Genomic DNA, 26,785 nt, shown 5'->3' on the forward strand with positions numbered 1-26,785 from the left:
CAATCTCCCTTTTTACTTTTTACTTTAAAAAATACTGTGTCTATTCGTTTAGGAATTATTGGCGGTGGAGTGATGGCCGAGGCCATTCTCAGCCGTTTATTAAAAAAAAATATTTATAGTCCCGAAACGGTGTTAGTCAGTGAACCCCAACCCCAACGGCGCCACTTTTGGGTGAATACCTACGGAGTACAAGTCAGTGAGGATAACCGGGAAGCCGCCAGAGCAACCGAGGTGTTAATTTTAGCGGTAAAACCGCAAATTTTAGAGCAAGTAGTGAATAGTTTGCTAGGAATACCCGAAAAACCCCTAATTATCTCGATTTTAGCGGGAGTTACCCTCAATCGCTTAGAAATGGGCTTTCCCGATCGCCCCGTCATCCGGACGATGCCCAATACCCCGGCCACGGTGGGACAAGGGGTTACGGCAATCGCAGCCGGTCGTCATGCGGAACCGGAACATCTGGCCGTAGCCAGAGATATTTTTGCCGCGGTCGGTTCGGTGGTGGAAGTTCCCGAAGCTTTGATGGACGCAGTAACGGGATTATCGGGATCGGGTCCGGCATTTGTGGCCCTAATGGTGGAAGCTTTAAGCGATGGTGGTGTGGCGGCGGGATTACCGCGAGCGATTGCGTCTCAATTGGCCCTAGAAACAGTTTTGGGGACGGCAACCCTATTAAAAGAATCGGCCATACATCCGGGAGAATTAAAGGATCGCGTCACTAGCCCCGGAGGAACCACGATTGCCGGGGTGAGACAATTGGAAAAAGGCTCTTTTCGATCGACTATTATCGAGGCAGTAGTGGCGGCCTATCATAGATCTAAAGATTTAGGGCGTAGTTCCGACAAGTAATCTTTATTATCTTTTTGGCTCTACCGAACCTGTCATGCAAAACTATCAACAACTTATGCTTGTAAAGCTTGTACAATAAGGCTTTGAGTTTTTGTTAGATTGATATTTATCAACTTTAGAACATTGCTGGACAGAGAGGGAGCTTGGGGACTTTTCTACAGTGTAAGTTCGGAAGAACCTTGTTTTTTCCCTGCAAATTAAACTTTCGGGCATTACTATTATCCCAACTGTAGCTTTAATTATTTTTCTCAATCAACAGAATAGTTTCATTAAAAGAATCATTGATATTGTTATTTGGTCAGTCGCTGTCGTTTTAGTCTTTGTCTTGGGTTCCCTGACTATTTTTCCTTTTTCCTACGAAAATATTATTAAATCTCATGTCAGTGTTGCCGCTAGTTTCGTTGAAGAAAATCTCACCTTATGGACTCTCTTGCAAAGCGCCCTACAGCAGGAACCAATTTATATAATCGTCACAGCGATAGCTATTATAGCGATGGTTTTTACTCGCAACATAATACCACTTTTACCGCCCTTGGTCTGGTTAGATTCTAATCTGTTCAGATTTGCTACAGTCGCCCCAATTTGGCCTCATTATTATATCCACTTAATTATTCCCGCCGTTTGGATAATTGCCTTGTTTGTCGAACAGTTAAAAATTACTGATAGCCTCGGAGAATTTAGGCAAAATCGAAAAATAACCCAGAAATTAGTTCTCAAAATGCTGATTTTTCTGTCCCTGTCTGGTGAGTTTATCTTTAATACCTTGAAAATGATCACCAATCGTGATCCTGGAATTAATGCCTACGTTCAATATAATAAAAAGTATAAACCTCTTTTAGCAGAAGCTGTGTTTGAAAAATTTAAAAACTCCGATTAACTTCTGTTAACCGATAATCATCACTACATATATATAGCGTTTTTCAGTCTGCTGAGGTACAAAAGTTATGGGTTTTAGGCAAAAGGCAAGAGGCAAAAGTCAAAAGGGAAGAAAAATATGTGTACCTCACTAGCTTAGGAAACGCTATAAATATTTCTTGAAAACACCCCCAGAAACGGCTGTCATCACCAGAAAGAGATTTCTCAATCAGAATCTCGATGGAGATTTTATCCTAGAAGTTATTGAAAAAAGACAGCCAGATTTGGTTTTCCTCTATCGATTTGAAAAGGAATTTCTGCAATCACCAAAACTCAAGGATTATCTAGAGAAAAACTATATCCAGTTCCCCGACCAGCAAGAAAAAGGAACTCTCTTTATCAGTCCAAAAACTTGGCAAGAATATCAAAGTAAGGCTAATTAGAAATTGTGGACTGGGATTATTAACGTTTTTTCTTTTTTACCGGTTTTTGAGCCACTTTTCGAGAACGTTTGTAGGCAGATCCGATCCAATCACTACAACTATGACTCATCGCTCCTAATTCTAAACCCAGGAAAATAGCGATCGCTACCCGGGGATACTGTTGCCATAATGCGATCGCTTGCTGCGGCCACAGTCGCCAATCCCAGTCTATACCCCAGAAACTTTGCAGGAGGGGAATGATGATGATCGCCGCTAGTAAAAGAAAACTACCCAGATAAAATAACCGAAAAATTGTGCCGATCAATAAACCGTGGGATAACCAACCGCGATGACGGATCATGGAACGATAGGGTAGCCACAACCAGCGCAGATAACCCCAACGTTTGTACTGTACCGAGTGGATGTCAAGATCCGGTCCAAACAGAAATCCGCTAAACAAATAACTGGCCAACAGTAACAAGGTTAAGTTACCACTGCCACTGACCAAAAAACTCGCCCCCGCAATCGGTAGCAACAGAATTAGGGTAATGCGATCGTGAGTTCGACCAGAGGGCATCGGAAAAAAATTAACTCGCTCAAAAAAATAATATACTTTTTTGAAAATATGTGTTATGCTGAGAAAGTGCGAAATTGATTCGGGCGTTTAGCTCAGTGGTAGAGCGCCTGCCTTACAAGCAGGATGCCGTAAGTTCGACCCTTACAACGCCCATTTTATTAGATTCTTGCCTCGTCAAGCTTTCACTCTCGATCGCCGGTTGAGATTAAAACTATTGAGGGGAATTGCTGCTGGCAGGCAAAATTGGGACTATTTGGTAGTAAGCTAGTTAGTAGGTACTAGGATTAATTCATCGCGGCACACCGGTTATATGGCCAATTGGCAATGTATTAAAAATTGTGGAGCTTGTTGTCAACTAAATCCCGACGAGCGTCCTGACTTAGAAGAATATCTGACTCCCGCACAATTAAGTCAATACCTCAGCATGGTGGGGGAAGAGGGTTGGTGTATAAACTTTGATCGCCAAACCCGTCTCTGTACCATTTATGACCAGAGACCAGAATTTTGTCGTGTTCAACCCGATATTTTTGCCAAAATGTATCAAATTGAACCGGGAGAATTTGAGCAATTTGCGATCGATTGTTGTCATGAACACATTGAGGATCTTTATGGGGAAGATAGCCTAGAAATGAATAACTATCGTCAGCAAGTAGGCTAAGATTTACCCCTATCCCAGAAATAACTCGGACGGGGAAGAAAATAAGTGGTCTGGTTATTTTTCCTACCTTCTCGAGGGCTAAACCAGTAAAATTACGGAATTGATTGTTTCCCTGTTGAGGAGAAGTCTATAGGAAACTCAAAACCTCTAGTAGAGGTGCAGAGTTTGAGTTCAGGACAGGGAAAAACTATCATGGAAAAACCAGAAAAACAGCGCCGCAGACGCGGGGTTATCCTTACCACCACGGGACTAGAAAAATTACTTACTGCTAAACAAGAAGCGGAATATCGGGATAATTGCGGTCATCGCTTCACCCTAGAAGTCCTCAGCGAGAAAACTCTTTTAGGGGTAGATACTCTGATGAAGGTATTTGCTTGTGAATCGGGAGTGGATAAACAAACCCTGAAACATTGTTTTCAAGCTTTTAATTTAACTTTAGAAAATAGCGATTATTATCGTCCTAACTTACCAGAAACTAACACTATTAATCCTCAACTATTGCCTGAGTTACCAGAGGGACAAGTCCCCCTCGATTCCCCCTTTTATATCAACAGAAATAATCTAGAACAGACTTGTTATCAAGAGATATTGCGCGGGGGGAGTCTTATCCGGATTAATGCGCCCAGAAAAATGGGAAAAACCTCCCTGATGGCCAGAATTATTAATTATGCACAACAACAGCAATACCATACACTTTATTTCAGTTTTCGGTTAGCAGAAAGCTCAATTTTTCAAGATTTAAATCACTGGCTGCTTTGGCTTTGTGTTAGTATTAGTCACCAGTTAGATTTAGACAATCATCTCCCACAGGATTGGGATGACTTCTTGGGGGGTAAAATTAACTGTAAAATCTATCTAGAAAAGCATATTCTCTCCCATCTTGATCGCCCTTTAGTGCTTGCCTTTGATGATCTTGAATATCTTTTACCCTATCCACAGCTAGGGGAAGAATTTTTTAGTATTCTGCACCTCTGGCACGAGGAAGGCAAAAACAAACCTCTCTGGCAAAAATTACGTTTAATTGTCGCCTATTCCCCTGCACAGGAGCTTGATAAAACCTCAGATACCTATCAATCTCCTTTCAGTCTTGGTTTACCGATCGAATTGCCTAATTTTACCAGCGCACAAGTACGAGAATTAAGTCAAAGACAGGGATTAGATCAGAATTTTAACTCCGAAAAATTACGGATATTTCTAGGGGGTAATCCCTATTTAATTCGTCTTGCTTGTTATCATATTGCTCGGGGTGATTGTACCCTAGAAACCATTCTCGCTACTTCTATCGACGAGGAAAATAATATTTTTGCAGATCATCTTAAACGTTTACTTTGGCATCTGCAATACTTAAAGGGCAATTTAGCGGCTATCTTTGCTAAGGTGGTGATGGCAGAAAAAGACATAGAAATTGATTTAATTGCCGCTTTTCACCTAGAAAGTCTCGGACTAATTCACCGACAAGGTAAGTTTTGCCGAGTCAGTTGTCCTCTCTACCGTCAATATTTTAGCGAATATTTCCGGCAACGTTCTGTTTTTTTGCCTCGAAAAACTTCTATCTTCGCCAAAAAAATTACGCTTGCTCACTTTGATACTTCCGAAAAAAGTCGCTATGCCATCTAGTTTATCGTCCGTTAGGCGCTCGACTAACACAGCCTACGATTGTTAAAGTTATCACCATCAACATCCTCAACGAAAATCAACAATGTCATTATGGTGGGATAGGCTTGTAGTTCCTGTGTTTTACGAATAAAACTTTTCGTACTCATCATGATTGCCAATCCAAAACCAGGTCACTGTATCCCCTGACAGCACTCCCAAAGCTCGATGACTCTTCGTTACACGCACTGACCAAATATCTTCGTCGCTGTCAATACACTTAAAATGTAACGATGGATGAAACGGATTCTCCACCCATAACCGATATGCTTTTCTGGCTCCGGCTTTGACTGCTGGCTTCAAGTCGCGATACTTCTGCCAAAATGAAGGCAATGTTGCGGAATTCATAGCTGCTCATAATCCATCGGTGCGGACAATCCTGCCGCAATATCTTCTTTGGCTTTCCGTGCTGCTGCGACTAGATTATTCTTCGTCTGTTTAAACGACTGATCCCATCGTTTTTCTTCTTCAATTTCTGCAATATAAGCTCGAACATACTCTACTAACTGCTCTTGAAGCTCATCAGGCAGAGACTCAACCATCTTGATGATCGTGGTAATAGCAGGAGAGGGCATGGTATCTATCAGCGTAGTAGGTTTTCTCTATTCTACAACGTCCACCGCAAACCAAAAATGATATAATCGGTGCGTGGATTGTTAATTTTAGTTTTTTGACCGGATTTGTAACCGCAAACACGCACCCTACACTTTATTATCCTCGCAAAAAAAATTACGCTTGCTCACTGTAATACTTCCGAAAAAAGTCGCTATGCCATCTAGTTTATGATGCGTTACGCACTCGACTAACATAGCCTACATTCTATGTTTTAGATGCTAGGGTTGGGAGATGGAAGAATTAAGAATTGTCAATTGAACACCGTTATCTCTTTCATAAACTATCACGACGGGAAAGGTTAATTTAGCTTCTTTTTTTGGTAACGCTGGGAAAATATAGGAATAACCATTGCCTTTGAACAACAGTCGCCAAATTCTCGGTTTATCAGGGTTACTAATATCGTTAAGTTCGTTATCTAATAAACGTTTGTAGGATTGAAGATCGCCGATAATTCTAAAATTAGGTAAGTTAGTTTTTGTGGAACGACTTTCTAAGGGATTATTAAATTTTCGTCCTAAACTGGCATCTTGAGGCATAACAATCGTGACAATCGGTAAAGAAGAAGTTTCATTAACAGCATCTTTCCAAGCATCATCTTTTGCTTGCCAGGTTGCCAGCCAAAAAAGAGCCATCAGTACAAAAATAACGATAATAAATTCATTCAATAGGGATGATAAAAAATTAACGATCTTAGCTTGAGATTTACTCAAAGCAATCGGTAATCTTTTCAGATATTTTATTAGCCATCTTTGCCCAGCAAAGGTGATGACAGTAGCACCTATAATCACCAATAAAAATAGGATTTTTCTAGGAATTGCCCAAAGGTCTCCAAAAAATGTTTGAAAAGCGGCAAAATAAAAGGATTCGTTAGGAAGACTCAGAGTCGTAACTTCGAGATGAAAAAAGCTAAAGTATGCCCAGCGATAAATCCAGCCGGTAAAGTAAAGAGCAGCGGCTAATAAAACCAATACACTAATTAGTTTACCGAGAGGATTAAATTCTGAGGAATTGTCGGTATCAGTCATGACAAACTGTTTAGGATGATTCGAGTGAAAAAGGAGATGTTAAAATTCTATCATCTCTTATTTATTTCGATATTGAGGGGTTAATCGGATGATGAAAGCTATTTTGCGGGGGAGTATTTTCTCTTTGCTGTTGCTGGGAGTAGCAAGCGATCGGCGGTTAGAATGGCTTCAGGGTTCTGTCCGCAGTCAGGAAACGGCGTTAGAGGTGGCTGTACCAGATAAGGCGACGGTGGTACTCAAGCGGGGAAATCCTCTGACGGGACGGTTAACAGCTTTTAATCAGGCAAGTTTGAGACTGTCGGCGGGGGGTGATTCAGAAACAGTTCCTCTGAATCAAGTTAAATCGATAGAATTTCAAGGAGATGTCTGGATTGAGGGTGAACCTCTTCCTTCTCGTATCCGAGGTTATGTTAAAACTTGGCCTGGAGTTCCTGTCACGGCTTTAAGGTTACAAAATCCTCCCCAGTCGGCTAAAGTCAACTTAAATAGGGTATTAACACCTGAAGAATTGCGGAAGCTACTTAATATCAAGGACAAGGTTCATGTACTATATAAAATTAGTTTTAACTCGCCTCAAAAAATGACATTAGAAGCCTTTACTATGCCCAAAAAATAAATTATGTCTATCTCTCGTCTTAAACTTCTGGGTTATTTAATCATCACAACAACTATCCTAAGTGTTGCGATGTGGATGTCTCCTGAGCGAGGCAAATTTTTGCCATTTAAGGGCATCAATCAAGCTGTTACCCAAAATCTTCCAAACACACAACAGCAGCAACAGCAGAGGCGGATCGCCCTAGTAATTGGTAATGCAAATTACCAAGTTGGTAAGCTTGATACGCCGCTTAATGATGCCACAGATATGGCTAATGCTTTGAAGGAATTAGGTTTTGAGGTAATTTTGCTCAAGGATTCTTCTAAACGACAAATGGATGATGCTCTCGATCAGTTTACCACTCGAATTAATCAAGGTTATGTCGGTTTATTTTATTATGCAGGTCATGGAATGGAGGTAGAAGGAGAAAATTATCTTATTCCTGTTAATGCTCAGATTAAATATAAAAAAGATGTTGAGTATGAGTCAATGCCTTTGGGGAAAATACTCGGCAGAATGGAAGATGCGGGTAATCGAATTAATATTGTGATTTTAGATGCTTGTCGGGATAATCCTTTTCGTAAATTTTGGCGTTCATCTAGCAGGGGATTAACAGCACCATTACAAGCAGTATCAGGAACTTTAATTGCTTTTGCCACTGCACCGGGAAAAGTCGCTAGTGATGGTACTGGACGGAATGGATTATTTACTTCCTACTTATTGAAATATATTAAAACTCCCAATATGGAAGTGGATTCAATGCTGCGAAAAGTACGCTCTGATGTTGTCCAAAATACTAATAATTATCAAGTTCCTTGGACTTCATCTTCTTTAATAGGAGAATTTGCTTTTAATCAAAAAACTGAAACAACCTCTCCTATTGTGACTAGCCCACCTGTTCCTAACCCTAGCCCATCTATTGCTGCTGTACCAACGCCAAAACCGACCCCTTCACCTGTCCTCAGCAAGCCAGGAACTACTCTTATATCGAGGTCAACAGGAGTGAATTATACCAACCTGCGAGACCTACTAGCAGCAGGGAAATGGAAAGAAGCAGATGTGGAAACAACTAGGGCGATGCTTCAAGCTGCTAAGAGGGAAAAGGAAGGGTGGTTCACAGATGTAGATATTAACAACTTTTCCTGTGAAGATTTACGCATGATTGACCAGCTTTGGGTGTCAGCTAGTAAAGGTAAATTCGGCTTCAGCGTTCAGAAAGAAATCTATGAGAGTCTCGGTGGCACGAGCGAGTATAATGGGGAAGTGTGGAACAAGTTCGGCGATCGCGTCGGCTGGAGAAAAGGAGGGAGTTGGTTGTATCTATCTGACGTAACCTATAGTGCTGAAGCCCCCAAAGGGTACCTGCCTTTTGGCTTTGCTGTTAGGATCGTTAGGGTTGATGGGGGTGTGTTTATCCTTCTCTCATGCAAAAGCTTGTAACCTGTAGGATATAACGATCTCAGGTCTTTTGTCAAGTCTAATTTTAGGGATTTTGCTCACGGAAACATCAGCTTTTGGGGAACTCGATACTTAACGATGTTGATGTCTATTATCGCGGAATTTCTAAGTTTAATTTAGGGGATAAACAAGGGGCGATCGCATAATTCTTTTCAACGAGGTTATGAGCTATCCAGCAATTCGATACCCATAACCATCACCTGATTGCATTTATTGATTTTTCATCGCATACTATTTCAAAAGAAACGTGCCAAAGACAAAAATCATCTTTTATCAAGAAGCAGAAGGCATCTCACCCGTTGTTGAGTGGCTTCAGAAATTACTCAAAACTGATAAAAAAGGATTTGCCAAATGTATAACCAAAATCGAACAACTTGCCGCACAAGGTCATGAACTGCGCCGCCCTGCTGCCGATTATCTCAGAAATGATATCTGGGAGCTTAGAGCCAAACAGGGAACCATACAATATCGAATCCTCTATTTTTATCATGGTCAAAATATAGCAATTATTGGTCATGCTCTTATCAAAAAAACTTCCGCCGTTCCCTCACAAGACATCGAGAGAATTATCCAAAGAAAAGCACAATTTAAACAAAATCCAGAACTTCATACTTATCAAGGAGAAATAAACAATGCCTAAAACCACAGATGCCGTAAAAATCATTCACCAAATGATTGCAGACGATCCCACAATCAAAGAACAAATTGCCCTAGAATCCCTCAACTCAGAAATCGCACAATTGATTTATGACGCTCGTATGAATGCTGGATTAACTCAACAACAACTAGCCGACCTAATCCATGTTGAGCAGTCCGTTATTGAAGATCTAGAAGACGCTGACTATCAAGACAATCCCCTAATAATGCTACAAAAAATTGCCACTGCCCTTAATCAACGAGTCAAAATGATCCTTGTTAGTAGCTTGTAGGGTGCGTGTTTGCGCGTATTTAAAGGAGATTTGTTAATAATTAAACTATGATCGCGCCGTGACGCACCATCTTAATTTGTAGGGTGCGTTAATGTTCTCGGTTATTCTCTTTTTCTCACCTAACGGCTGGTCGATTTTTTTGAGAAAATTGAGTTAATAATCTCTAGGTTGAGTTAAGGTTTGTAGTTACGCTTTAGCGACAACTTCTGGGGAAAATCGGGCTAGAGCATCGACATTGCTTCTATTCCCAAGACTTGCCTGACTTGCCCTTACTGTTCTTTGTGGCGAGAAAAAGCCAGATCAGCAGTCTCGATCACCTTTAATAGCTGTTCGATGCGGTTTTCCGTTGGGGGGGCCAAACAGGGAAAAACGGCTAAACCGGGGATTTGATTGGCCACCTCGGTGACAGCCACATCAAGGGTGACTAGGGGTAAATTAGCTAGGGTTTGCGACTCGCTCAAGGTTTGCAGATAAGAGTATAAATCTTCTGCGATCGAACTATCAATTAAGATAGCGTCCACCTCCCAGACAGTAGCTAAAAGTTCCGCCTGTTCGCAACTATCGGCCTCGATAAAACGATAATTTTCCCGAACTAATTGATTATTCCAAATCCAGCTAAAGGAAGATAAATCGGAGAAATTGGGGGCATAATGACCGTGTAACCGCAGCAGAGTCGGAGCAGTGGGCCGTTTTCGGCTAGGAACGGGGGAAACGGTCAGATTCAGGCAAGCTTGCAGAGCTGCCGAGGTGATCGGAGGAACCAGAAAACTATCGGCCCCTTGCTGTTGACTGCGGTTGCGATCGGAATCGGCGGCGGTGACAATAACTTTTATATCTTTGGTTTGGGGATGGGATTTCAGCAGCGTTAACACATCCCAACCGGACAAGAGGGGTAGATTAGGATTGAGAAAAACACAACGGGGTTTTAACTGACGGGCTTTTTCGATCGCCTCAGTGCCGCTACGAGCGATAATGGCTTTTAATCCCAATTCACTCAAGCGATCAACAAACTGTTCGATCACTTGGGGATTAGCTTCCACCACCAACACCAGACGCTGGGGGGTCGATTGTTCCCCTTCTGTTGCTTGGGGATGAACCGGCAGTAGTAAAGTAAATTGACTACCTTTCTGGTCCTTGGAGACAAAGGATAGATCACCGCCGTGACAGCGTGCTAATTTTTGGCTGAGGACTAAACCTAAACCCGCACCGTCAAAGTGACGGGTGAAAGGACTTTCTAGCTGTTGGAATTTCTGAAAAATGAGATGCTGGGATTCTTCCGGAATACCGATTCCCGTATCCCAGACGGTAAAAGCCAGCCAATTTTCCCAACGATTAACTTTAATGCCCAAATTACCGCCATCAATGGTAAATTTCACCGCATTATCTAACAAATGCACTAACATCTGTTGTAAACGGGCTTCATCGGCCAGGGCGTAATCTAATCCCGATTCGATATCAAGACGATAGCTGCCGGGGAGATCGAGACGTTGGGGATACTTATCGACGATGATATCGTAGACCCGTTGACAGAGGCGATCGATTTTGACTCTAGTTAAAGTTAATTGTAGTTGTCCTGTCTCTAGGCGGGTTAAATCGAGGAGATCATTGACTAAAGCCATCAACTGGCGACCGCTGCGATAGATTAAATCGGCATATTTGGACTGTCGGGGGTTAAGTTCACCGATTTTTTGTTCCCGCAGCAGACTGGAGAGACCGATAACAGCGGTGAGGGGCGATTTAAACTCATGGCTGACACAGGCGAGAAATTCATCCTTAAGACGATTTAAATGGACTAAATCGGCATTTTTAACCGCTAATTCCCGACAATATTGCTGTTGTTCGGTGATATCGGTGGCTAACAGTAACCACAGTTCTGAAGCTTTCTCGATCAAAGGATAATTATCCGTTAAATTTAACGGCACGGACAACAGTCGCCAAGTCTTGGTTAAACCCGATGTCACCGTTTCTAGACACTGGGGAAACAGGGGGGGAGTGGGGGATGGGAGGGTTAAGGGGTCATTAACTAAAGCAAAGGAAGAGTTATCGATATTAGCGGGGAAAGCCGCCCCTATTTGTTGACACCAAGCCTGATTTTGGTATAAAATCCCTGCTTCAGGACTGTAGAGCAGCAGCGGCAGCGGTAATTGTTCCAGAAATTCCAGAGGATGATCGCTGCGGGGGGGGAAATTGCGATCGCTGATGCGGGGCTGGGGAGGGGGATCATCGAGAATCGAGCGCCCGAGACAAAATTGCAGAAGTTTGCCCGTGTCTAAGCGTCCTAACAGTTTGCCCTGAGCATCCACTAAAATGGGGGCTAAGGCGAGCGCTTCCCCCGTCAGGGTAGCCAGAAACTCACTCACGGCCATGCGCGAGTTAAGAGGAATAATCGGGCGCAGCCAACCGCTAAGATCCAGACAATTGGAGGAGAGGTTTCTGGTTTCGGGGTGCTGTTGTTGATAGAGGAGGTAAGCGATCAGGGCTTGACTCTCAATCAGTCCTAGGGGACAATACCGCTCATCCACCACCACGATCGCGTCTGGATTGCCCGTATTAATTAAATCGCAAAGACTTGCCCTGTCAATAATTAATTCACAGGTAGTGACGGATTGATTAAAGTGATGGAGACTGAGGGTAACGCTAGGCATGGGGATAATTGGGGGGGCGGTGGCGGTAACTTTAGGGCATAATTAACAAACTGATGGCAAAACTATTGGTAGTCCCAGAACTTGAATTTACCTTGATTATGACGCTCGCTCATCTAGACGACCGCTCCATTGATTACAATTAACTACGATACCTACTGCCAAAAAGCAAAGTTAACTTTAACTTCCTTTAGCTGATGGCGGGGGGGGTTGTCTTCTCAACAGAGAAAGTCTAACCTATTGTTTGTCAATTTCTATCTACCTTGCGGGTGAGAAAACGTTGCCTCCGAGACTGACTATTTATGCTTTTGTCCCAACGGACTCACCCTTAACGGGGGCGAGTTCACCTCTGGGGCTGGTTAATTCTTTGACGGCTTTATTGGCTAATGAACGGTATAATCTAACCCTGGAGTCCTCTTCTAGCGAATTACTGGCTAATATCGAGGCACAGAAGGAAAAAATCGATTGTTTGCTGGTGGTCTTTCATCCTTCCCTACAGCCGACTTTTAATCAACTCTACGAAGCGGGGATTTTACTGCCAGTAGTGATCATTGTCGCTGACAACAACATCACTGCCGGAACGAATGACTCTCCCACCTGTCTCTATCATAGTGCCGAATTACAAATCACCGTTAAGGAATTAGACAGCATCACCGCCGTCATCGACCAAGCGATCGCTAGATTTCTCCATTTAGCTCCTAACTGCTCTTTTTTCGAGCGGACTACGATTGTTAACCAACCGAATCCCGTGGCCAATAATCACAGTTTTCTCCTCCTACAACAGCGCCGTTTAGCAGAAAAATTAAAAGAAAGACTCGGCTATTTAGGTGTTTACTACAAACGCAACCCGCAGCTATTCTATCGCAATCTTGCCCCAGAGGAAAAAAAAGAATTACTGCGGGAAGTAAGAGCAGATTATCGGGAGATTATTTTAAATTACTTCCAACAGGATTATCCGATTAATCAAGCGATCGACGAGTTGGTTAATAATGTCTTTTTTACCGATCTCTCGGTGTCGCAAATTCTGGAAATTCACATGGAGTTAATGGACGAATTTTCCCAACAGTTAAAATTAGAAGGCAGAAGTGAGGAAATTCTCCTAGATTATCGTCTCGCCCTTATTGATATCCTTGCTCACTTGGGGGAAATGTATCGTCGTTCCATACCTCGCGAGGATATCCCTTATGATTTATTATTGGGAATAGATTAAAATCTCCCCCCATAAATAGCGATGAACTCGTATCCCCAGCCCTTTTGATTCTAACCTATGAGCGTCTTTAAAAAAACCTATGTTTTAAAACTGTACGTCGCCGGCAATACCCCCAACTCTGTGCGTGCCTTAAAAACCCTGAAAAATATCCTAGAAGAGGAATTTCAGGGAGTGTACGCACTCAAGGTGATTGACGTACTGAAAAACCCGCAACTAGCGGAGGAAGACAAGATTCTCGCCACTCCTACCCTCGCGAAAGTCCTCCCTCCCCCAGTGCGGAAAATTATCGGTGATTTGTCCGATCGAGAGAAGGTTCTGATCGGTTTAGACTTACTGTACGAGGAAATTCGTGAACGAGAAAATGATAGCTAGGCCTTCGGCAATAGGTGATTAGACGGGTTATATTTATTGAAGGAGAAATGATCGGGGCGTAATCTAGTACGTCTATGGGAAAGTCAAGAGTCAATGGACATCAAGATGGTGTAAAGTGTCTAGTCAGGCCTGATATGTTTCTGTGGAAAAATTAGATAAAAATCCTACTCTTTAAATATTCGCTGGATAAATAATGACTCAATCTAACTCTAATAACCAATTGAATCCACCGATTAAACCCAAAGGTGTTCGCAAAATTAGAACCCTAATTGAAGGTTTTGATGAGATCACTCACGGTGGTTTACCCCTGGGGAGAACTACCTTAGTTAGTGGCACTTCTGGCACGGGAAAAACCCTGCTTGCTGTGCAATTTCTCTACCATGGGATCAAGTATTTTGACTATCCGGGCCTGTTTGTTACTTTTGAAGAATCTCCCACCGATATCATTCAAAATGCCTATAGTTTTGGTTGGGATTTAGAAGAATTAATTGACCAGGGTAAGTTATTTATTCTCGATGCTTCTCCGGATCCGGAAGGTCAAGAGGTGGTGGGGAGTTTTGATCTTTCTGCCCTGATCGAGCGCATTCAATACGCAATTACCAAATATAAAGCCAAACTGGTATCAATTGACTCTGTAACTGCCGTTTTTCAGCAGTACGAAGCGGCGTCAGTGGTGCGGCGAGAAATTTTTCGGCTCGTGGCCCGGTTAAAATTATTAGAAGTGACTTCAATTATGACCACGGAACGTATCGAAGAATACGGAGCGGTGGCCCGTTTTGGTGTAGAGGAATTTGTCTCTGATAATGTCGTAATTATGCGGAACGTGCTAGAGGGAGAAAGGCGACGCAGAACCGCAGAAATCCTCAAATTACGGGGAACAACCCACATGAAGGGGGAATATCCCTTTACTATCACCAATGATGGCATTAATATCTTCCCCCTCGGTGCGATGCGTTTAACTCAGCGCTCCTCTAATGTCCGCATTTCTTCGGGGGTAAAAACCCTCGATGATATGTGTGGGGGCGGTTTTTTCAAGGATTCGATTATTTTGGCTACAGGAGCAACAGGTACGGGTAAAACTCTCTTAGTCAGTAAATTTCTGGAAGAAGGCTGTAGGCGCGGTGAGCGGGCGATTTTGTTCGCTTATGAAGAATCTCGCGCTCAATTGTCCCGAAATGCTTCTTCTTGGGGGATCGATTTTGAGGAGATGGAACGCAAGGGATTATTAAAATTGTTGTGTTCTTACCCCGAATCGGCGGGACTGGAAGACCATTTACAGATGATTAAGTCGGAAATCTCGGAATTTAAACCCTCTCGTATTGCTATTGATTCTCTATCGGCGCTCGCGCGGGGGGTGACAAATAATGCTTTTCGGCAATTTGTGATCGGGGTGACAGGATACGCCAAACAGGAGGAAATTACGGGATTTTTCACCAATACCACCGACCAATTTATGGGAGCGCACTCGATCACTGAATCCCATATTTCTACGATTACCGACACGATTTTAATGTTGCAGTATGTGGAAATTCGCGGCGAAATGTCGCGAGCGATTAACGTCTTTAAGATGCGCGGTTCTTGGCACGATAAAGGGATTCGTGAATATACTATCAGTCAGGATGGGGCGGATATCAAGGATTCTTTCCGCAATTACGAGCGGATTATTAGTGGTTCTCCGACTAAAATTAGCGTCGATGAAAAGACTGAATTATCGCGGATTGTTCGCAATGTACGCGAAAAATTACAGGATGAATAATCGGGAGTTGACTGATTGAGATTATTTTGGAGAGCGATCGGGTAAAGTCGGTCTTAAGGAAAATAACCACCAGATCAATAAACCTAATATAATCCAGAGAATATCTTTAACCCGGCGAATTAGAGAAATCGCTAAACCTAATTCTAGACTACCAGTTAAGGAAGCACCCAGCAGCACTAAAGAACCTTCTAAAGTACCGATATTAGCGGGAATAAAAAAGGTTCCAGCGCGTACCAATTGGGCAACAGAATCAAATAACCAAGCATCAGCAAAACTGATCGGATGTTGGAGAAACTGCATTAAAACATAGATTTCTAAAACTCCGAGGGGCCAATTGAGAAAACCGACGATCAAGCCATTTCTAAATAGGGGCAGATTCTGGTAAAATTCTCCTAAACGATCATCGACAGTACGAAGATTTTCTAAAGGTTTAGATACGCGATCGCCTAAAAAAGAATGACCTAATCGATTAACTATTCGGGAGGATAAACGGAATCGCTGAATCAAGAAAAATATCAGGATACAACTGGAGAATATAGCGAGACTTAATCCGGTAAAAGTTTTAAAAGAATTGGAGAATTTTGGGGAAGCTAGGAGCAGAAAAAAACCGATAATTGCAAAGAAGACAAGGGAAGCAGTATTTAACGTCTTGGTCAAAATAATCGAGGCACTGGTTTCTTTATAGCTAATCTGATAGTGAGTTTTTAACATCACTGCTTTAAAACCTTCTCCTCCCAAAGAAGCGAAGGGAGTCACGCGATTAAAGGCTGCCCCTACCATGTAAATTAATAATAGGCGAATTGTCCATCTAGGTTGGATAGGAATACTTTTAAAAGTTAGTTGCCAAGTAAAAACATCGGTGAGGAATTCTAGGAAATAAAAAATAATTACTACTGTCATTCCCCACCAACCGACTAGGGTGATTTGTTGCCAAACTTCTTGTAGATTTGTTTGGCGTAAAATTACCCCTAGTAAAACAAAACCTAAACCCAGAAAGATAAATTTAAGATATTTCATATTAAATTATGAATTGTGAATTATGAATTATGAATTATGAATTGTGACTGATAACTGATAAGTAGGTAGGCACAATTATTTGTAGGATGGATTAGCGGTAGCGTAACCCATGGGGGCGTTGGGTTTCATGCTTCAACCCAACCTACGTTCATTTTATATTTAATTCCACCCACCTACTTAACTGATAACTAAAAATAATTCCAACGTTGAATAAATGGCAGCCAATGAGATTCGACTAACTCGATCGCTTTTGGTTCTGGGGGATAATTATTTTTTTTATATCCTTGCAGACTGCTGATATATTTCTCAAAGCGAGGCATAGATATTTTTAAGTCGGGAAGTTGCAGTTGATCGTAGATTTTTTCGATTTGTGCTAGGGGTTCTTTTTCTAAATCTTCAAAACGAATTTCTACAAAACTATCGGCGGGTAAATCGGCACTATCTCCCAGGAGAGAATTGAGCATTAAGGGATAACTTTTCAGAATCGCTTGCTCGATGATATCAATAGATAAATTATCGTAGGATTGTAGTGCTAGTTCCGGTAGGATGCGGGTAAAAAAGTGGCGGGTTGAGGGAAAAACTAGATAGGGATTGCGGTAGATATGAATAAATTTAGCATCGGGCCAGATAGCTCGCAATCTGGCGATGTGTGCCGTATAAACGGGGTTTTTGATTAGTAATTGTTTGCCTTTTTGATGGATGGAAACTTTTTTTAATAGATGAGTATGCCAACGTTGCCATGTGGCGATTTCTTTCTCGCTGCAGCCTTGAAAAAAAACCCCTCGATCAAAATGATACTGAAAACGTTGGGGGAAGTATAAACCATGGTAGTAGGAAAGGGGGATCATGCTGGCTAGGGCGATCGAGTCTTCTTGGGGTGAATTGGGAGTAACAGCAACGTTATCCACATGGCGATCGCTAGGTAGGGCCAATTCTAGCAGCGGTTGAAATAAGCGGACGATACCGAGGATATCCCAGGGTAATCCCACCGCTAGGGGCGAAATATAGCCAAAATGCTCCGATTGACCGAGTAAATTGTGCAGATGGGTCGTGCCGCTGCGCCAGTAGCCGACAATAAAAATGGGTGCTTTTACCTGCACGCGGCGCTCATAAAACCCTGTCATCAAAATTCGTTCTAGGGTAGAAAAAGGCAGTCGCGCCAGGGTAACTGCCAGCGCCAGGGTTGCCGGGGCCAAATTGGGGCGATCAATGCCGCCATTGGTCAAAAATAAACGTAATAGGGTACTAAGGTTACTACCGCAGAGGGGATGAAACAAACTGGACATATTAACTATTTTTTGGCGGTTTTTTGGCGAATAGCTTGGCTGGCCAAGGTTTTACCGAATTCCCAAGCGGCCCCAGGGAAGCGGTGTGCATCAGCGACCACATCTTTAACGGCGGTGACAAGCCAACGGCAATCCTCATCGGAGAGGGTGAGGGGAGGGATAAACTTGATGATATTCATGCCGTGGCCGGAAACCTGGGAGAGGATTTGATGGCGGGTAAAGAGGGGAACGACGATTAACTGGGAAAATAGCCCTTTATTGGCGGTTTCTAGCATTTTCCAGGCGGCTTTTAGTGACCAACTGCTCGGCTCGGCAAATTCCAAGGCGATCATCATACCCAATCCCCGCACTTCCTGCAAACATTCGTACTGATCTACGAGGGGCTGTAGTTCTGCGATAATTTGTTGACCGATTGCAGCCGATCGCTCGACTAATTTTTCCTCCTCAATCACCTGTAAAGTGGCAATACCGGCGGCCATGGCCAGATTATTTTTACCAAAAGTGCTACCGTGAACCACAGAACGATCCATGCGATCGAATACTCGATCGAAGATCCAGCGACGACAGAGAACCGCTCCCACTGGCACAAAACCGCCCGAAAGAGCCTTGGCAACACATAAAATGTCCGGTTCTACCCCCCAATGTTCCACTGCCCAAATTTTGCCAGTCCGGCCCAAACCGGTCTGCACTTCATCGGCCACAAAAAGAGTGCCGTAACGACGACAGAGGGCCGCCGCCGCCGGGAGATAGTTCGGTTCGGGAATTCTCACCCCGTGACCTTGGATCGGTTCGGTAATAAAAGCCGCTACGTCTTGGTTAATTAGAGCTTTTTCGAGCGCAGCTAGATCGCCGAAGGGAATTTCCTTAAAATCGGCGACAAAAGGCCCAAATCCCTCACGATAATGGGGATCGCCGGTGGCGGAAAGGGAACCCATGGTTAACCCGTGGTAGCCTCCCTGACAGTAAACAATTTGGCTGCGTCCGGTGGCGTAGCGGCTGAATTTAATGGCGGCCTCGACGGTTTCTGTGCCGGAATTAGCAAAGAAAACTCGTTCTAATCCGGGAGGGGCGATCGCTGCTAACCGTTCCGCCAGCAATCCCGCTAGGATGGAAGCATCCAATTGGACTAAATTGGGCAATGCTGCCGTCAATACCTCTTGTAACGCTTGGACAATCTTGGGGTGATTGCGTCCGAGAGCGAAAACACCAAAACCACTCAGTAAGTCCAGATACTTTTCCCCGTGATTGTCGAATAGGTACGGACCTTCAGCTTTAACGTAGTGGCGATCGTAGCCGATCGTTTTTAGTACCCTAACCATCTGGGGGTTTAGGTATTGTTCGTGGAGGGCAAAGTTTTCTTCTAGTCTTTTTTCTATCAGTTCTAAAATGCTCATAAATTCCAGATTTGATGACTGAAAAACTAATTTTTAAACCCCTCAAACCCGATTATGTTGATAGCACATTATCATGATTTTGGGTTATCTAATACTATAAATTATTTGATATATTTTGTCAAGTATTTAAGAACTTATCTAGGATAATTAAACTAATTAACTCTTGTTGGCTAAAGGTTCAAGCGACTTTGAGATAATTTATTAGTCAGTTTTTATATGGTTGGGGCGCATCGCGTGCGCCCAAAATGTAATATCAGTAAACTGATTACTGATAACTGATAACTGATAACTGATAACTGATAACTGATAACTGATAACTGACAACTATAAAAAAACCGACCAACAAGAGAGAATTCCTGTCAGTCAGTCGGTGATGATAGGCTGAATTTTAGTCAGCTTTATTTCTTAGCGGGGGCAGCCTTAACGAGTTCCAATTCACTTTCAGCGAAGTTATTGGTATTCAGTCCACCGGCGCTACCACTAAAACCGTTGTAGTTAACAGTATCAAAACGGACGATAACGGGATAGAGAATACCACTTTTATCAACACTGGCTACGGTTCCTACATCGTTGTACCAGTAAGACTCTTTACGTTTGATTCTAACTTTGGCTCCGCGTTCGATTCCAGGCATAGGTGTTGTTTTTTTTTAGGGTTTAGTTAACAGGGTACAATCAGAGCGAGTTTGCCGAAAGGGTTTTTACTTTAAGTTTTATTGCAAATCTTGCCACTCTGTTTGGACGAAATGCCCCGAACGTCCCCATAGGTCTGCCTTTGGTGCAATGTTAACGATTGTTAAGTTAAAGGGAATGGCCGTAGTCAGGTATTTTTGGGCCGACATTCCCACATCCGGCCCGATTTGAAAAGCGGTGGCGGTGGCTAAACCTAGGCCTAATAACTGAGAAATCAGACCTCTGGGTAAGAGAAGATGAGTTCCTAAGACGAAGCCTGCGGTTAAGGCTAAAGTTACCGATAAATTGGTGCCACAACGCGGATGTAATGCCAATTGCCCCTCGCCATTTTTGAGACGATGGAGTGCCTGTCTGGCTGCAATTTGTAGCTCATTTGTATTAACCTGTCCGTAGAGATAAAAACCCCTATCGGTGGACAGTCCCCCCAGGGCCTCGTTATCCGCGGGGGAATGGTCAAAAGACGATTGACGACGGGCAGCCATTTCACTTAATACCCAGACGGTGGCGTGTTCCAAGGCGTGAACCTGTCGCAGGGTGAGAAATTCTTTGAAACCGGGGATAAAGCCGATTTGTGCCAGTAAATCGCTGTCTTGCTGGGGCGAGGGGTTAAACCAGTCAAAAGAGGGGTTAGAAGGGCTACTAGGGGTCATAAAGTTGCGCTAGGGGGAGTTTTTTCGGGGAAGATGAGGGTGCTATTCGACAAAAAGGGGAAAATCTGACCACTGGGGAACTGCTGCTAGTTTTTGCTTTAGGTAAGAAGCGAAATGATTCCAGTTATCTCGATTGCTGGTCTTGGTCATAAAAACTATAGTCAATTAGCTGTCTAAATAGGCGTTAATGATAGCAAGAGCCACTAAGGGAGCGGTAATTGTTCTCAAAATCCGTTTTCCCAGTGATACAGGTAGAAAATTAGCGGCGATCGCTTGTTCTATTTCTGCCTCCGTCCATCCCCCTTCCGGTCCAATGGCCATGGTTATCTCGGTTGATGTTTGCAATTGAGAAAGTAGCGGGGCCACTGTTCTACGGGTAACACCAATATAACAAGTTGTCTGTGGGTTAGCTCCCCGCTTAAGGATGGCTAAAAATGGCTGTGGTTCTTCGATAATGGGAATAATCTGTCTTTCTGATTGTTCTACAGCTTCCCGGGCAATTTTTCGCCAACGGTCAATTTTTTGAGGACTAGGATTAACTAAACCGCGTTCTGTCAGCAGCGGGATAATCCGATAAACTCCTAATTCGGTGGCAGCGCGAACGATATCATCAAAGCCATTTTTGGGAATTGCTACCATTAAATTCACTTGTACTGGTAGTTCGCTAGTTTCGTTTATCGCTTCTAAAAGATGGGCCGAATTATCAATTATTTCTGCTAACCACGCTTGTCCTTGTCCATTTAGGGCAATAAAACGGTCATGGGATTTTAAACGAACAACTTTTTTAAGATAATGACTTTGTTCGGGTGTCAGGGCAATTAATCCGTTTTCTAGGGTATTAAAATCAAGAAGAAGACGATAATACAAGGCGGTTTAGTCTATATTACTATTGTGTTCAGAATCACTGTCAGCTATCTATTGTAGCTTTTATGGTGTTTTTGTATAGGGTAGATTAGCCTAAAACCTTGATCATTAAGAAATACGGGAATTGATTAATGAATTTACTAGGCATCGTTTTATACTCTTTTATGGGAGTGCTGTTGTTGGGGTTAGCTGTAGCTATCTGGTGGTTAGTCGATACCGTATCTTTATCCCCCACTAAACCGAAAAGAGCTACTTCTAAAAATAATCGTCAAAATTTGCCAATCAGTCAGCAGCAACTTTTCTACTTAGAAAGAGAACTTTTAACCCTCGTGAATGGAGATAAAGCTTTAGCGAGTCGATTGCTTTTAAGTATTAGATTGAGAAATCCCCAACGCAGTAAAAGCTGGTGTTATGAAAAAGTTATTTATGATCTAAAACGAGATCGAGGAGGAATTTAAATTGCCACTACAACAATTAGACCTATTAGAAGAATACCGTAGTGATCGCCATAATCTCATTGCCGATTTTTATCTACCTTGTTTAGATTAGTACCCGATTGGCACGTCAGGGAAAAAGAGTTGATCGCTATAGTTCCTTAGACAGCGATCGAGTTATGTTATTATCACAGTTATCTTCGGGAAATCTTGACGCATTAGTGGCAGTAAAATGTCTCGATGAGGGAGTTGATATCCCACAAGTCAGTCAGGGAATTATCCTCGCTGCTGATGCTTCTCCTCGTCAATTTATTCAACGTCGCGGCAGAATTCTCCCGGCAGCAGCGGCAAAAAAAGGGACTTTAATCGATGTCTTTCCTCCTTGAGGGGATGGTGATGTACAATTAATTGTATCGGATATCAGACGAGTTATTGATTTTGCCCGGGCAGGCAGCATTCAAGCTACAGTTATTAAGAGATTCGTCCAAGAATTAAGTTACTATGGCCTCACCTACTCAGACCTGTTATAAAATTTATCCTCATCAAGGTATCTCTTGGCAAATAAGCATTAAGACTTGACAATCTCCACTCCCTAACCCCCAGAAAATCCATGGATATAACTGCTAAAATTGAAGAACTGGCCCAAAAATATGAGATACCTCCCCAACTGCTCAAGGAAGCCATGGCTTTAGAAGTAGAAAAAATTACTCTAAAAAATCGGCAGCTATCAGCTAAAATTGTCAAACTTATCGAAAAATATACCGACTCCCCACAATCATAAATTCTATAGTTATCTTGCCTAATTTATTTTTGGTAGTTTAAAAACGACACAATTAAATATTAAGTTGCATAAAATCTCTAAATAAACCATTTAATTGATTATTATTCATTCTTAATTCTTCTGATTACTGACTACTGGCTACTGACTCCTAAACAACCACAAAATTTTTGATTTTTACAAGAGTTATTATGACTTTGAGACTGAAACAAATTCGCTTAACTAATTGGAAATGTTACCCTAGTCAAAATATTACTTTTAACCTGCATCCCGACAGAAAAATTCAGATTATCTTCGGTAATAATGGCCACGGTAAAACTTCTCTGATGACAGGGATTTTATGGTGTCTCTATGGGGTAGATATTGTATCTAAAGAGACTCTGAAAACCTATTTTTATCGAGGTAAGGATGATTCTTCACCAGTAATAGAAATGCGGGTGGAATTAAATTTTACTAGAAACGAGAAAAATTACTTTATCAGTCGCACAGCGAAATTAAACGTTAATGGTAGCACTTCTTATCCCAGCGTAGAGGAAGCCTTATTTTATGAAGATGGAACCATGAGAAGTAACTCTAGGGAATATATCGAAGCATTGCTTCCTAAATCTATTCGAGATTTTTTCTGTTTTGATGGCTTAAAAATTGAACAATATACCCAGATAACTCAAACTAAAGAAGCAAAAGAAGCGATTGAAAAAGTTTTGGGTATCCCGGAATTAAGAAATCTGCGCGATGATACAGAAAAAGCCTTACAAGAATTAGAAAAACGTTTAAATAAAGCAGAGGGAACCAGTCAAATTTTTAAAGATAAGCTGCAAGAATTGCGAGAATTAGAAAAAGAAATTGCTTTTCAACAAGGTCAGCTTAAAAATGCCAAAGATGAGGAAAAAAATGCTATAATTATTCATCATGATGCTCAAGAAAAGGCCGCTCAGATTGAAAGTTTACGAGAAAAAATAGAAGAAATTCATGAATTAGAGAAAAAGCGTATCGGTTTACAAACTCAGTTAGATAACCTGCAAAAGTCTATCGATTCTTGGTTAAAAAAAGCTTCGATACCTTTGCTGATTAACTTTGTACAGGAAATGGCTGACGATTTGCAAGTTACTAGCTTAAAAAGCACCTATAAAACTAATTCTACAGCAGTTTTAAAAGCAATACTTGACGACGAAAGCTGTCTATGTGGTCGTTGTTTAGATCAAAATTCTCGTGACTTTATCCTGCAACAAATTGCCGAACTAGAGTCCTTAGAAGTGGACAACGCCACCAGAATAGAAAAAGACCAACTTAGAATTGATTTACAGGGAATTATCCGAGATAATGCCAAATTTAGCAATTATAGTCAATTGCTTTTACAGAGAGATATTTTAGAAGAAGAAATCGAAGAAATTAATCAACATATTAAACAGCTAAAACAGGAAACCACGGGAATAAATCAAGACTCGGTAAGGGATATTTGGCGAAAAGTTGACGAATCGGAACGAAAAGTTAAGGAGATTGAAGAAAGGATCGAACGCTTGCAAAAGGACATTGAAATCAAAGAAAAGCAATTAGAACATTTACGCAAAGAAGTGGAAATTTTAGCTAGTGAAAATCAAACCACACTGATGTTATCTAATCAGGTTAAAATGGCCAGAGGTTTAAAAAATGCCACTAACGAATTAATCGAATGGAATATCGATAATTCCCAAAAAATGATTAATCAAGTAACCAGCGATCGCTATTTACAAGTAACCAACAAACCAGAGGAATATAGAGGAGTAGAAATTACTCCCGAATACACTTTAGGAATCCGTACCCTCACGGGAAAATTATTAAATCCCGATGTCTTAAGTGCGGGAGAAAAGGAAGCTTTAGCTTTTGCTTTTATCACTGGTTTAAATCAAATAACCGATACTTGTGTTCCCCTAATTATGGATACACCTTTTGGCCATTTAGACAAAGAACATCAAAAAAATATTATTAACTCTCTCCCTAATTTAAACTCCCAAGTGATTATTTTAGCCACGGATCGCGATCTTCCCGATCCACTTTTAAATCTCTTGCTTCCCCACACTACTGATATTTTTAAAATACACCGTTTGGCTGCCGATGAAGATGCTTCCGTGATTGAAGTGATGGAGAGTTACTAATGCAGAGAATCGATTCCAGTTTGAAGATTTATGCCTCGGAAACTTCCAGAAATTATCTACAGGTACTAAAAGATAATAAAACCTTTGAGCGCATGGTAGATGCCTATTTATTCGCCGCTGCTTTTGCCATTAAACAAGACTTCAGTATCTACGGAATCAATCTGAGCAATCGACAGGATTTAATTGCTATTAGCCAAATCGATCCGGAAGTTATTTTAGCTTTAACTGCCGGAATTTATATTATCTGTAAAAAGAATTCCTATCCTCAACCCAGCGATGGCAAAGAAGTTTTAGATAAGATATGTCAATACGCAGAAGTGGGATTAAGGGAATTAAAAGAACGCTGGCAAGGCAAAGTCAGCAATCAAATCCAAGCTGATATTGAGAAAATCATCAATAATCTCTAAAATTCTCCCTATCTAACTATCTTTTTTAAGGATGACGACAAATTAGACTCTTTCCACACTACCAAAAAAGACGGGTTCCACGCGAATAGCAACGATACTAGCTGGACGCAAAACCATATATTCCCCTTGGATATTTCTGATCGGAACATTGATAAAATCCCTGGAATCGGCTTTCGGAACTAATTCGTTACTATACCACTTTTGAAATTCTTGGATAGTCAAAAAACGGACTTCCTCGCGATGTCCACTGCTTAAGAACAAATGTACTGCGTATTCGTCAGCCTTTCTACTCATTTTTTTAACTAATCAGATGGAATTTTTGTAATAAAGTTGCCATTAAAGGCGGGAAAGTCAGACGCAATTCGCTAAGATCCGAGAAAATTAATTTTTGGTAGCTTGGCAGGTCAAAAGCTAGTTTACCCTTTAATTCCGCCCGATTTTGATAGGTTAGCAGAATTTGTCCGCCCTGTTTACAAGCGATCGCATAACCTAATTCTACACCCACTAGGGGACTAGGCAGTAATTCCGTTTCCTTTTGGCTAATCGCCGTAGCATCGGCAATAAATAATAAACTTTTGCGAATTTTGCGTAATTGACTATCACTCAACCGGGTGACATTGCCCTCAGTTCGGGGCGTTTCTTCCACGGTTAAGGGCAAACGGGAGCGTTTATTGAGATTTTCGACGGTTTCGGTCAAAACTGTTTTTAAAGCGGTGCTAGAGTCCTTAAATTGGCTTTGGGAGCTAAAATAAATGACGGGATCCAGCCAAGTGCTGAGGTCCTGTTTAGTAAAGTAAATTTCTTGGGAAATCAGGTCAATATTCGAGATGACGTAACCGCCACTACCTTCGAGGTAAAATTCCACCCTTTCCCCTTCTAGATAGCGTTGGAACCAGACAGAACCCTGTATTGTCAGACTATCATCGAGAAAATCGGCTCTTAAACCCGATTTTAAAAGACTATTGCGACTTAAGCGCAAGTCGTGGGGACGTTTGACAACCTCGCGGATAGGTTCGTATTTGTCCAGATACCAAGCTTTCAGAGCGATGATGGCCATAGGTGTGGCGATTAAAGACACTCACTCATTTTAGCAGTAAGCACCGATATCCTCTCCACATTCATCGGCAAGGTAAGAAAGAGCGCGAAATCTTAACATCATCAGGTTTTCGTAGAGGGGATTTAGCTTGCAAAGGGGCGGAATCTCTAGAATTGTCCAGCTAAATAGGGTAATTTTCCGCGCAAAGGGACATTGAGCCGGAATTAGACGACAAATCCGATGAGCTAGTTCAGGTGTATTAATCTCTAGTCGGTCAATTCGTTGCCGCAGGGGTTGCCATAAATCCCATTTTGGTTGCGGTGACAGGTTTTTCCGATTGCCTTTCGACCAAGGGGCGATCCAATTAGACAAAATTATTTTATTTGTGGTATAATCTGATACATCAGCATCGGCCATAGCTTTATCTTCAATTGATTGACTCATAAGGTTCTATCTGAGATTACGGGAGGGCAAATGCTCT

The 26,785-nt window shown here is 42.0% G+C and carries 29 protein-coding genes, 1 tRNA gene and 2 pseudogenes; 18 read left to right on the plus strand and 14 right to left on the minus strand.

Features of this window, described 5'->3' with window-relative positions; translation table 11 throughout:
* Positions 1-36: 36 nt before the first annotated feature.
* The 3 genes and pseudogenes from proC to N0824_RS04120 all read left to right on the plus strand — a co-directional run.
* On the plus strand, positions 37-849 hold the full coding sequence (proC, locus tag N0824_RS04105; RefSeq protein WP_108935817.1) for a pyrroline-5-carboxylate reductase: 813 nt from the start codon (positions 37-39) through the stop codon (positions 847-849).
* Between the two features lie 181 nt (positions 850-1,030).
* A pseudogene (locus tag N0824_RS04115) lies at positions 1,031-1,723 on the plus strand (glucose-6-phosphate dehydrogenase); the annotation flags it as partial.
* Positions 1,724-1,871: 148 nt separating this feature from the next.
* A pseudogene (locus tag N0824_RS04120) lies at positions 1,872-2,147 on the plus strand (glucose-6-phosphate dehydrogenase); the annotation flags it as partial.
* Between the two features lie 19 nt (positions 2,148-2,166).
* On the opposite strand, the gene N0824_RS04125 reads toward N0824_RS04120, so the two are convergent.
* Complete coding sequence (locus N0824_RS04125) at positions 2,167-2,703, minus strand: metal-binding protein (protein ID WP_108935818.1); 537 nt, start codon at positions 2,701-2,703, stop codon at positions 2,167-2,169.
* A gap of 81 nt (positions 2,704-2,784) precedes the next feature.
* Here N0824_RS04125 and N0824_RS04130 point away from each other — a divergent pair.
* From N0824_RS04130 to N0824_RS04140, 3 genes are all read left to right on the plus strand, one after another.
* Positions 2,785-2,856 (plus strand) — tRNA-Val (locus N0824_RS04130).
* 157 nt (positions 2,857-3,013) lie between these two features.
* The gene (locus tag N0824_RS04135) at positions 3,014-3,361 is read left to right on the plus strand and encodes a YkgJ family cysteine cluster protein (protein WP_108935819.1); all 348 of its coding nucleotides are present in this window, start codon (positions 3,014-3,016) and stop codon (positions 3,359-3,361) included.
* A gap of 192 nt (positions 3,362-3,553) precedes the next feature.
* The gene (locus N0824_RS04140) at positions 3,554-4,978 is read left to right on the plus strand and encodes an AAA-like domain-containing protein (protein ID WP_108935820.1); all 1,425 of its coding nucleotides are present in this window, start codon (positions 3,554-3,556) and stop codon (positions 4,976-4,978) included.
* Between the two features lie 120 nt (positions 4,979-5,098).
* Here N0824_RS04140 and N0824_RS04145 read toward each other — a convergent pair whose 3' ends face one another.
* From N0824_RS04145 to N0824_RS04155, 3 genes are all read right to left on the minus strand, one after another.
* Positions 5,099-5,362, minus strand: a complete 264-nt coding sequence (locus tag N0824_RS04145; RefSeq protein ID WP_044034239.1) for a hypothetical protein — start codon at positions 5,360-5,362, stop codon at positions 5,099-5,101.
* Complete coding sequence (locus tag N0824_RS04150; protein ID WP_002733860.1) at positions 5,359-5,589, minus strand: hypothetical protein; 231 nt, start codon at positions 5,587-5,589, stop codon at positions 5,359-5,361. Before N0824_RS04150 ends, N0824_RS04145 begins: the two co-directional genes overlap by 4 nt.
* 258 nt (positions 5,590-5,847) lie before the next feature.
* Positions 5,848-6,654, minus strand: coding sequence for a hypothetical protein (locus N0824_RS04155; RefSeq protein WP_108935821.1), 807 nt, complete (start codon positions 6,652-6,654; stop codon positions 5,848-5,850).
* A gap of 88 nt (positions 6,655-6,742) precedes the next feature.
* Here N0824_RS04155 and N0824_RS04160 point away from each other — a divergent pair, with 88 nt between their 5' ends.
* The 4 genes from N0824_RS04160 to N0824_RS04175 all read left to right on the plus strand — a co-directional run bounded on the left by N0824_RS04160 (position 6,743) and on the right by N0824_RS04175 (position 9,636).
* Entirely contained in the window at positions 6,743-7,270 is a 528-nt protein-coding gene (locus N0824_RS04160) for a hypothetical protein (protein ID WP_108935822.1), read from the plus strand.
* Positions 7,271-7,273: 3 nt separating this feature from the next.
* Complete coding sequence (locus N0824_RS04165) at positions 7,274-8,689, plus strand: caspase family protein (protein ID WP_233256351.1); 1,416 nt, start codon at positions 7,274-7,276, stop codon at positions 8,687-8,689.
* Positions 8,690-8,954: 265 nt separating this feature from the next.
* A complete protein-coding gene (locus tag N0824_RS04170) occupies positions 8,955-9,347 on the plus strand; it encodes a type II toxin-antitoxin system RelE/ParE family toxin (RefSeq protein WP_002775262.1) in 393 nt (130 codons plus the stop codon).
* Positions 9,340-9,636 carry a helix-turn-helix domain-containing protein gene (locus N0824_RS04175; protein ID WP_108935823.1) on the plus strand — a complete coding sequence of 99 codons (297 nt, stop codon included), beginning with the start codon at positions 9,340-9,342 and terminating at the stop codon, positions 9,634-9,636. Before N0824_RS04170 ends, N0824_RS04175 begins: the two co-directional genes overlap by 8 nt.
* Before the next feature lie 269 nt (positions 9,637-9,905).
* Here N0824_RS04175 and N0824_RS04180 read toward each other — a convergent pair whose 3' ends face one another.
* Positions 9,906-12,281: a hybrid sensor histidine kinase/response regulator gene (locus N0824_RS04180; RefSeq protein ID WP_108935824.1), complete on the minus strand. Its 2,376-nt coding sequence runs from the start codon at positions 12,279-12,281 to the stop codon at positions 9,906-9,908.
* Between the two features lie 277 nt (positions 12,282-12,558).
* Between N0824_RS04180 and N0824_RS04185 the strand changes: the two genes are divergently transcribed.
* From N0824_RS04185 to kaiC, 3 genes are all read left to right on the plus strand, one after another.
* The gene (locus tag N0824_RS04185; protein WP_108935825.1) at positions 12,559-13,488 is read left to right on the plus strand and encodes a circadian clock protein KaiA; all 930 of its coding nucleotides are present in this window, start codon (positions 12,559-12,561) and stop codon (positions 13,486-13,488) included.
* Positions 13,489-13,545: 57 nt separating this feature from the next.
* Positions 13,546-13,860 carry a circadian clock protein KaiB gene (gene kaiB / locus N0824_RS04190; protein WP_002733742.1) on the plus strand — a complete coding sequence of 105 codons (315 nt, stop codon included), beginning with the start codon at positions 13,546-13,548 and terminating at the stop codon, positions 13,858-13,860.
* A gap of 193 nt (positions 13,861-14,053) precedes the next feature.
* On the plus strand, positions 14,054-15,616 hold the full coding sequence (gene kaiC, locus N0824_RS04195; protein ID WP_108935826.1) for a circadian clock protein KaiC: 1,563 nt from the start codon (positions 14,054-14,056) through the stop codon (positions 15,614-15,616).
* Between the two features lie 21 nt (positions 15,617-15,637).
* Here the strand turns inward: kaiC and N0824_RS04200 are convergent, their stop codons facing one another.
* The 6 genes from N0824_RS04200 to N0824_RS04225 form a co-directional block, all read right to left on the minus strand.
* Positions 15,638-16,633 (minus strand): lysylphosphatidylglycerol synthase transmembrane domain-containing protein, encoded by a 996-nt coding sequence (locus N0824_RS04200; RefSeq protein WP_108935827.1) that lies wholly within the window; start codon positions 16,631-16,633, stop codon positions 15,638-15,640.
* Between the two features lie 188 nt (positions 16,634-16,821).
* Positions 16,822-17,919 carry a sulfotransferase gene (locus tag N0824_RS04205; protein WP_108935828.1) on the minus strand — a complete coding sequence of 366 codons (1,098 nt, stop codon included), beginning with the start codon at positions 17,917-17,919 and terminating at the stop codon, positions 16,822-16,824.
* 5 nt (positions 17,920-17,924) lie between these two features.
* On the minus strand, positions 17,925-19,313 hold the full coding sequence (locus N0824_RS04210) for an aspartate aminotransferase family protein (protein ID WP_108935829.1): 1,389 nt from the start codon (positions 19,311-19,313) through the stop codon (positions 17,925-17,927).
* 398 nt (positions 19,314-19,711) lie between these two features.
* On the minus strand, positions 19,712-19,945 hold the full coding sequence (locus N0824_RS04215; RefSeq protein ID WP_108935830.1) for a photosystem I reaction center subunit IV: 234 nt from the start codon (positions 19,943-19,945) through the stop codon (positions 19,712-19,714).
* 78 nt (positions 19,946-20,023) lie between these two features.
* Complete coding sequence (locus tag N0824_RS04220) at positions 20,024-20,653, minus strand: DUF6391 domain-containing protein (protein ID WP_108935831.1); 630 nt, start codon at positions 20,651-20,653, stop codon at positions 20,024-20,026.
* Between the two features lie 165 nt (positions 20,654-20,818).
* A complete protein-coding gene (locus N0824_RS04225; RefSeq protein ID WP_002775274.1) occupies positions 20,819-21,520 on the minus strand; it encodes a 16S rRNA (uracil(1498)-N(3))-methyltransferase in 702 nt (233 codons plus the stop codon).
* Between the two features lie 128 nt (positions 21,521-21,648).
* Between N0824_RS04225 and N0824_RS04230 the strand changes: the two genes are divergently transcribed.
* From N0824_RS04230 to N0824_RS04245, 5 genes are all read left to right on the plus strand, one after another.
* Positions 21,649-21,975 carry a hypothetical protein gene (locus N0824_RS04230; protein WP_108935832.1) on the plus strand — a complete coding sequence of 109 codons (327 nt, stop codon included), beginning with the start codon at positions 21,649-21,651 and terminating at the stop codon, positions 21,973-21,975.
* 98 nt (positions 21,976-22,073) lie between these two features.
* Entirely contained in the window at positions 22,074-22,337 is a 264-nt protein-coding gene (locus N0824_RS20870; protein WP_233256352.1) for a helicase-related protein, read from the plus strand.
* Between the two features lie 224 nt (positions 22,338-22,561).
* Complete coding sequence (locus tag N0824_RS20875) at positions 22,562-22,732, plus strand: hypothetical protein (protein WP_199224876.1); 171 nt, start codon at positions 22,562-22,564, stop codon at positions 22,730-22,732.
* Between the two features lie 188 nt (positions 22,733-22,920).
* Positions 22,921-24,861, plus strand: a complete 1,941-nt coding sequence (locus N0824_RS04240) for an AAA family ATPase (RefSeq protein WP_108935833.1) — start codon at positions 22,921-22,923, stop codon at positions 24,859-24,861.
* The gene (locus N0824_RS04245) at positions 24,861-25,268 is read left to right on the plus strand and encodes a hypothetical protein (protein ID WP_108935834.1); all 408 of its coding nucleotides are present in this window, start codon (positions 24,861-24,863) and stop codon (positions 25,266-25,268) included. The genes N0824_RS04240 and N0824_RS04245 overlap by 1 nt, the downstream gene beginning before the upstream one ends.
* Positions 25,269-25,310: 42 nt before the next feature.
* Here N0824_RS04245 and N0824_RS04250 read toward each other — a convergent pair whose 3' ends face one another.
* The 3 genes from N0824_RS04250 to N0824_RS04260 are packed head-to-tail and all read right to left on the minus strand — an operon-like array spanning position 25,311 to position 26,748.
* Positions 25,311-25,562: a hypothetical protein gene (locus tag N0824_RS04250; protein ID WP_108935835.1), complete on the minus strand. Its 252-nt coding sequence runs from the start codon at positions 25,560-25,562 to the stop codon at positions 25,311-25,313.
* A 4-nt stretch (positions 25,563-25,566) separates the two neighbouring features.
* Positions 25,567-26,325, minus strand: a complete 759-nt coding sequence (locus N0824_RS04255) for a hypothetical protein (RefSeq protein WP_108935836.1) — start codon at positions 26,323-26,325, stop codon at positions 25,567-25,569.
* Between the two features lie 30 nt (positions 26,326-26,355).
* Positions 26,356-26,748, minus strand: coding sequence for a Mo-dependent nitrogenase C-terminal domain-containing protein (locus N0824_RS04260; RefSeq protein ID WP_046662375.1), 393 nt, complete (start codon positions 26,746-26,748; stop codon positions 26,356-26,358).
* Positions 26,749-26,785: the final 37 nt, after the last annotated feature.

Source organism: Microcystis sp. 0824 (assembly GCF_003112475.1).
Classification (GTDB): domain Bacteria; phylum Cyanobacteriota; class Cyanobacteriia; order Cyanobacteriales; family Microcystaceae; genus Microcystis; species Microcystis aeruginosa_C.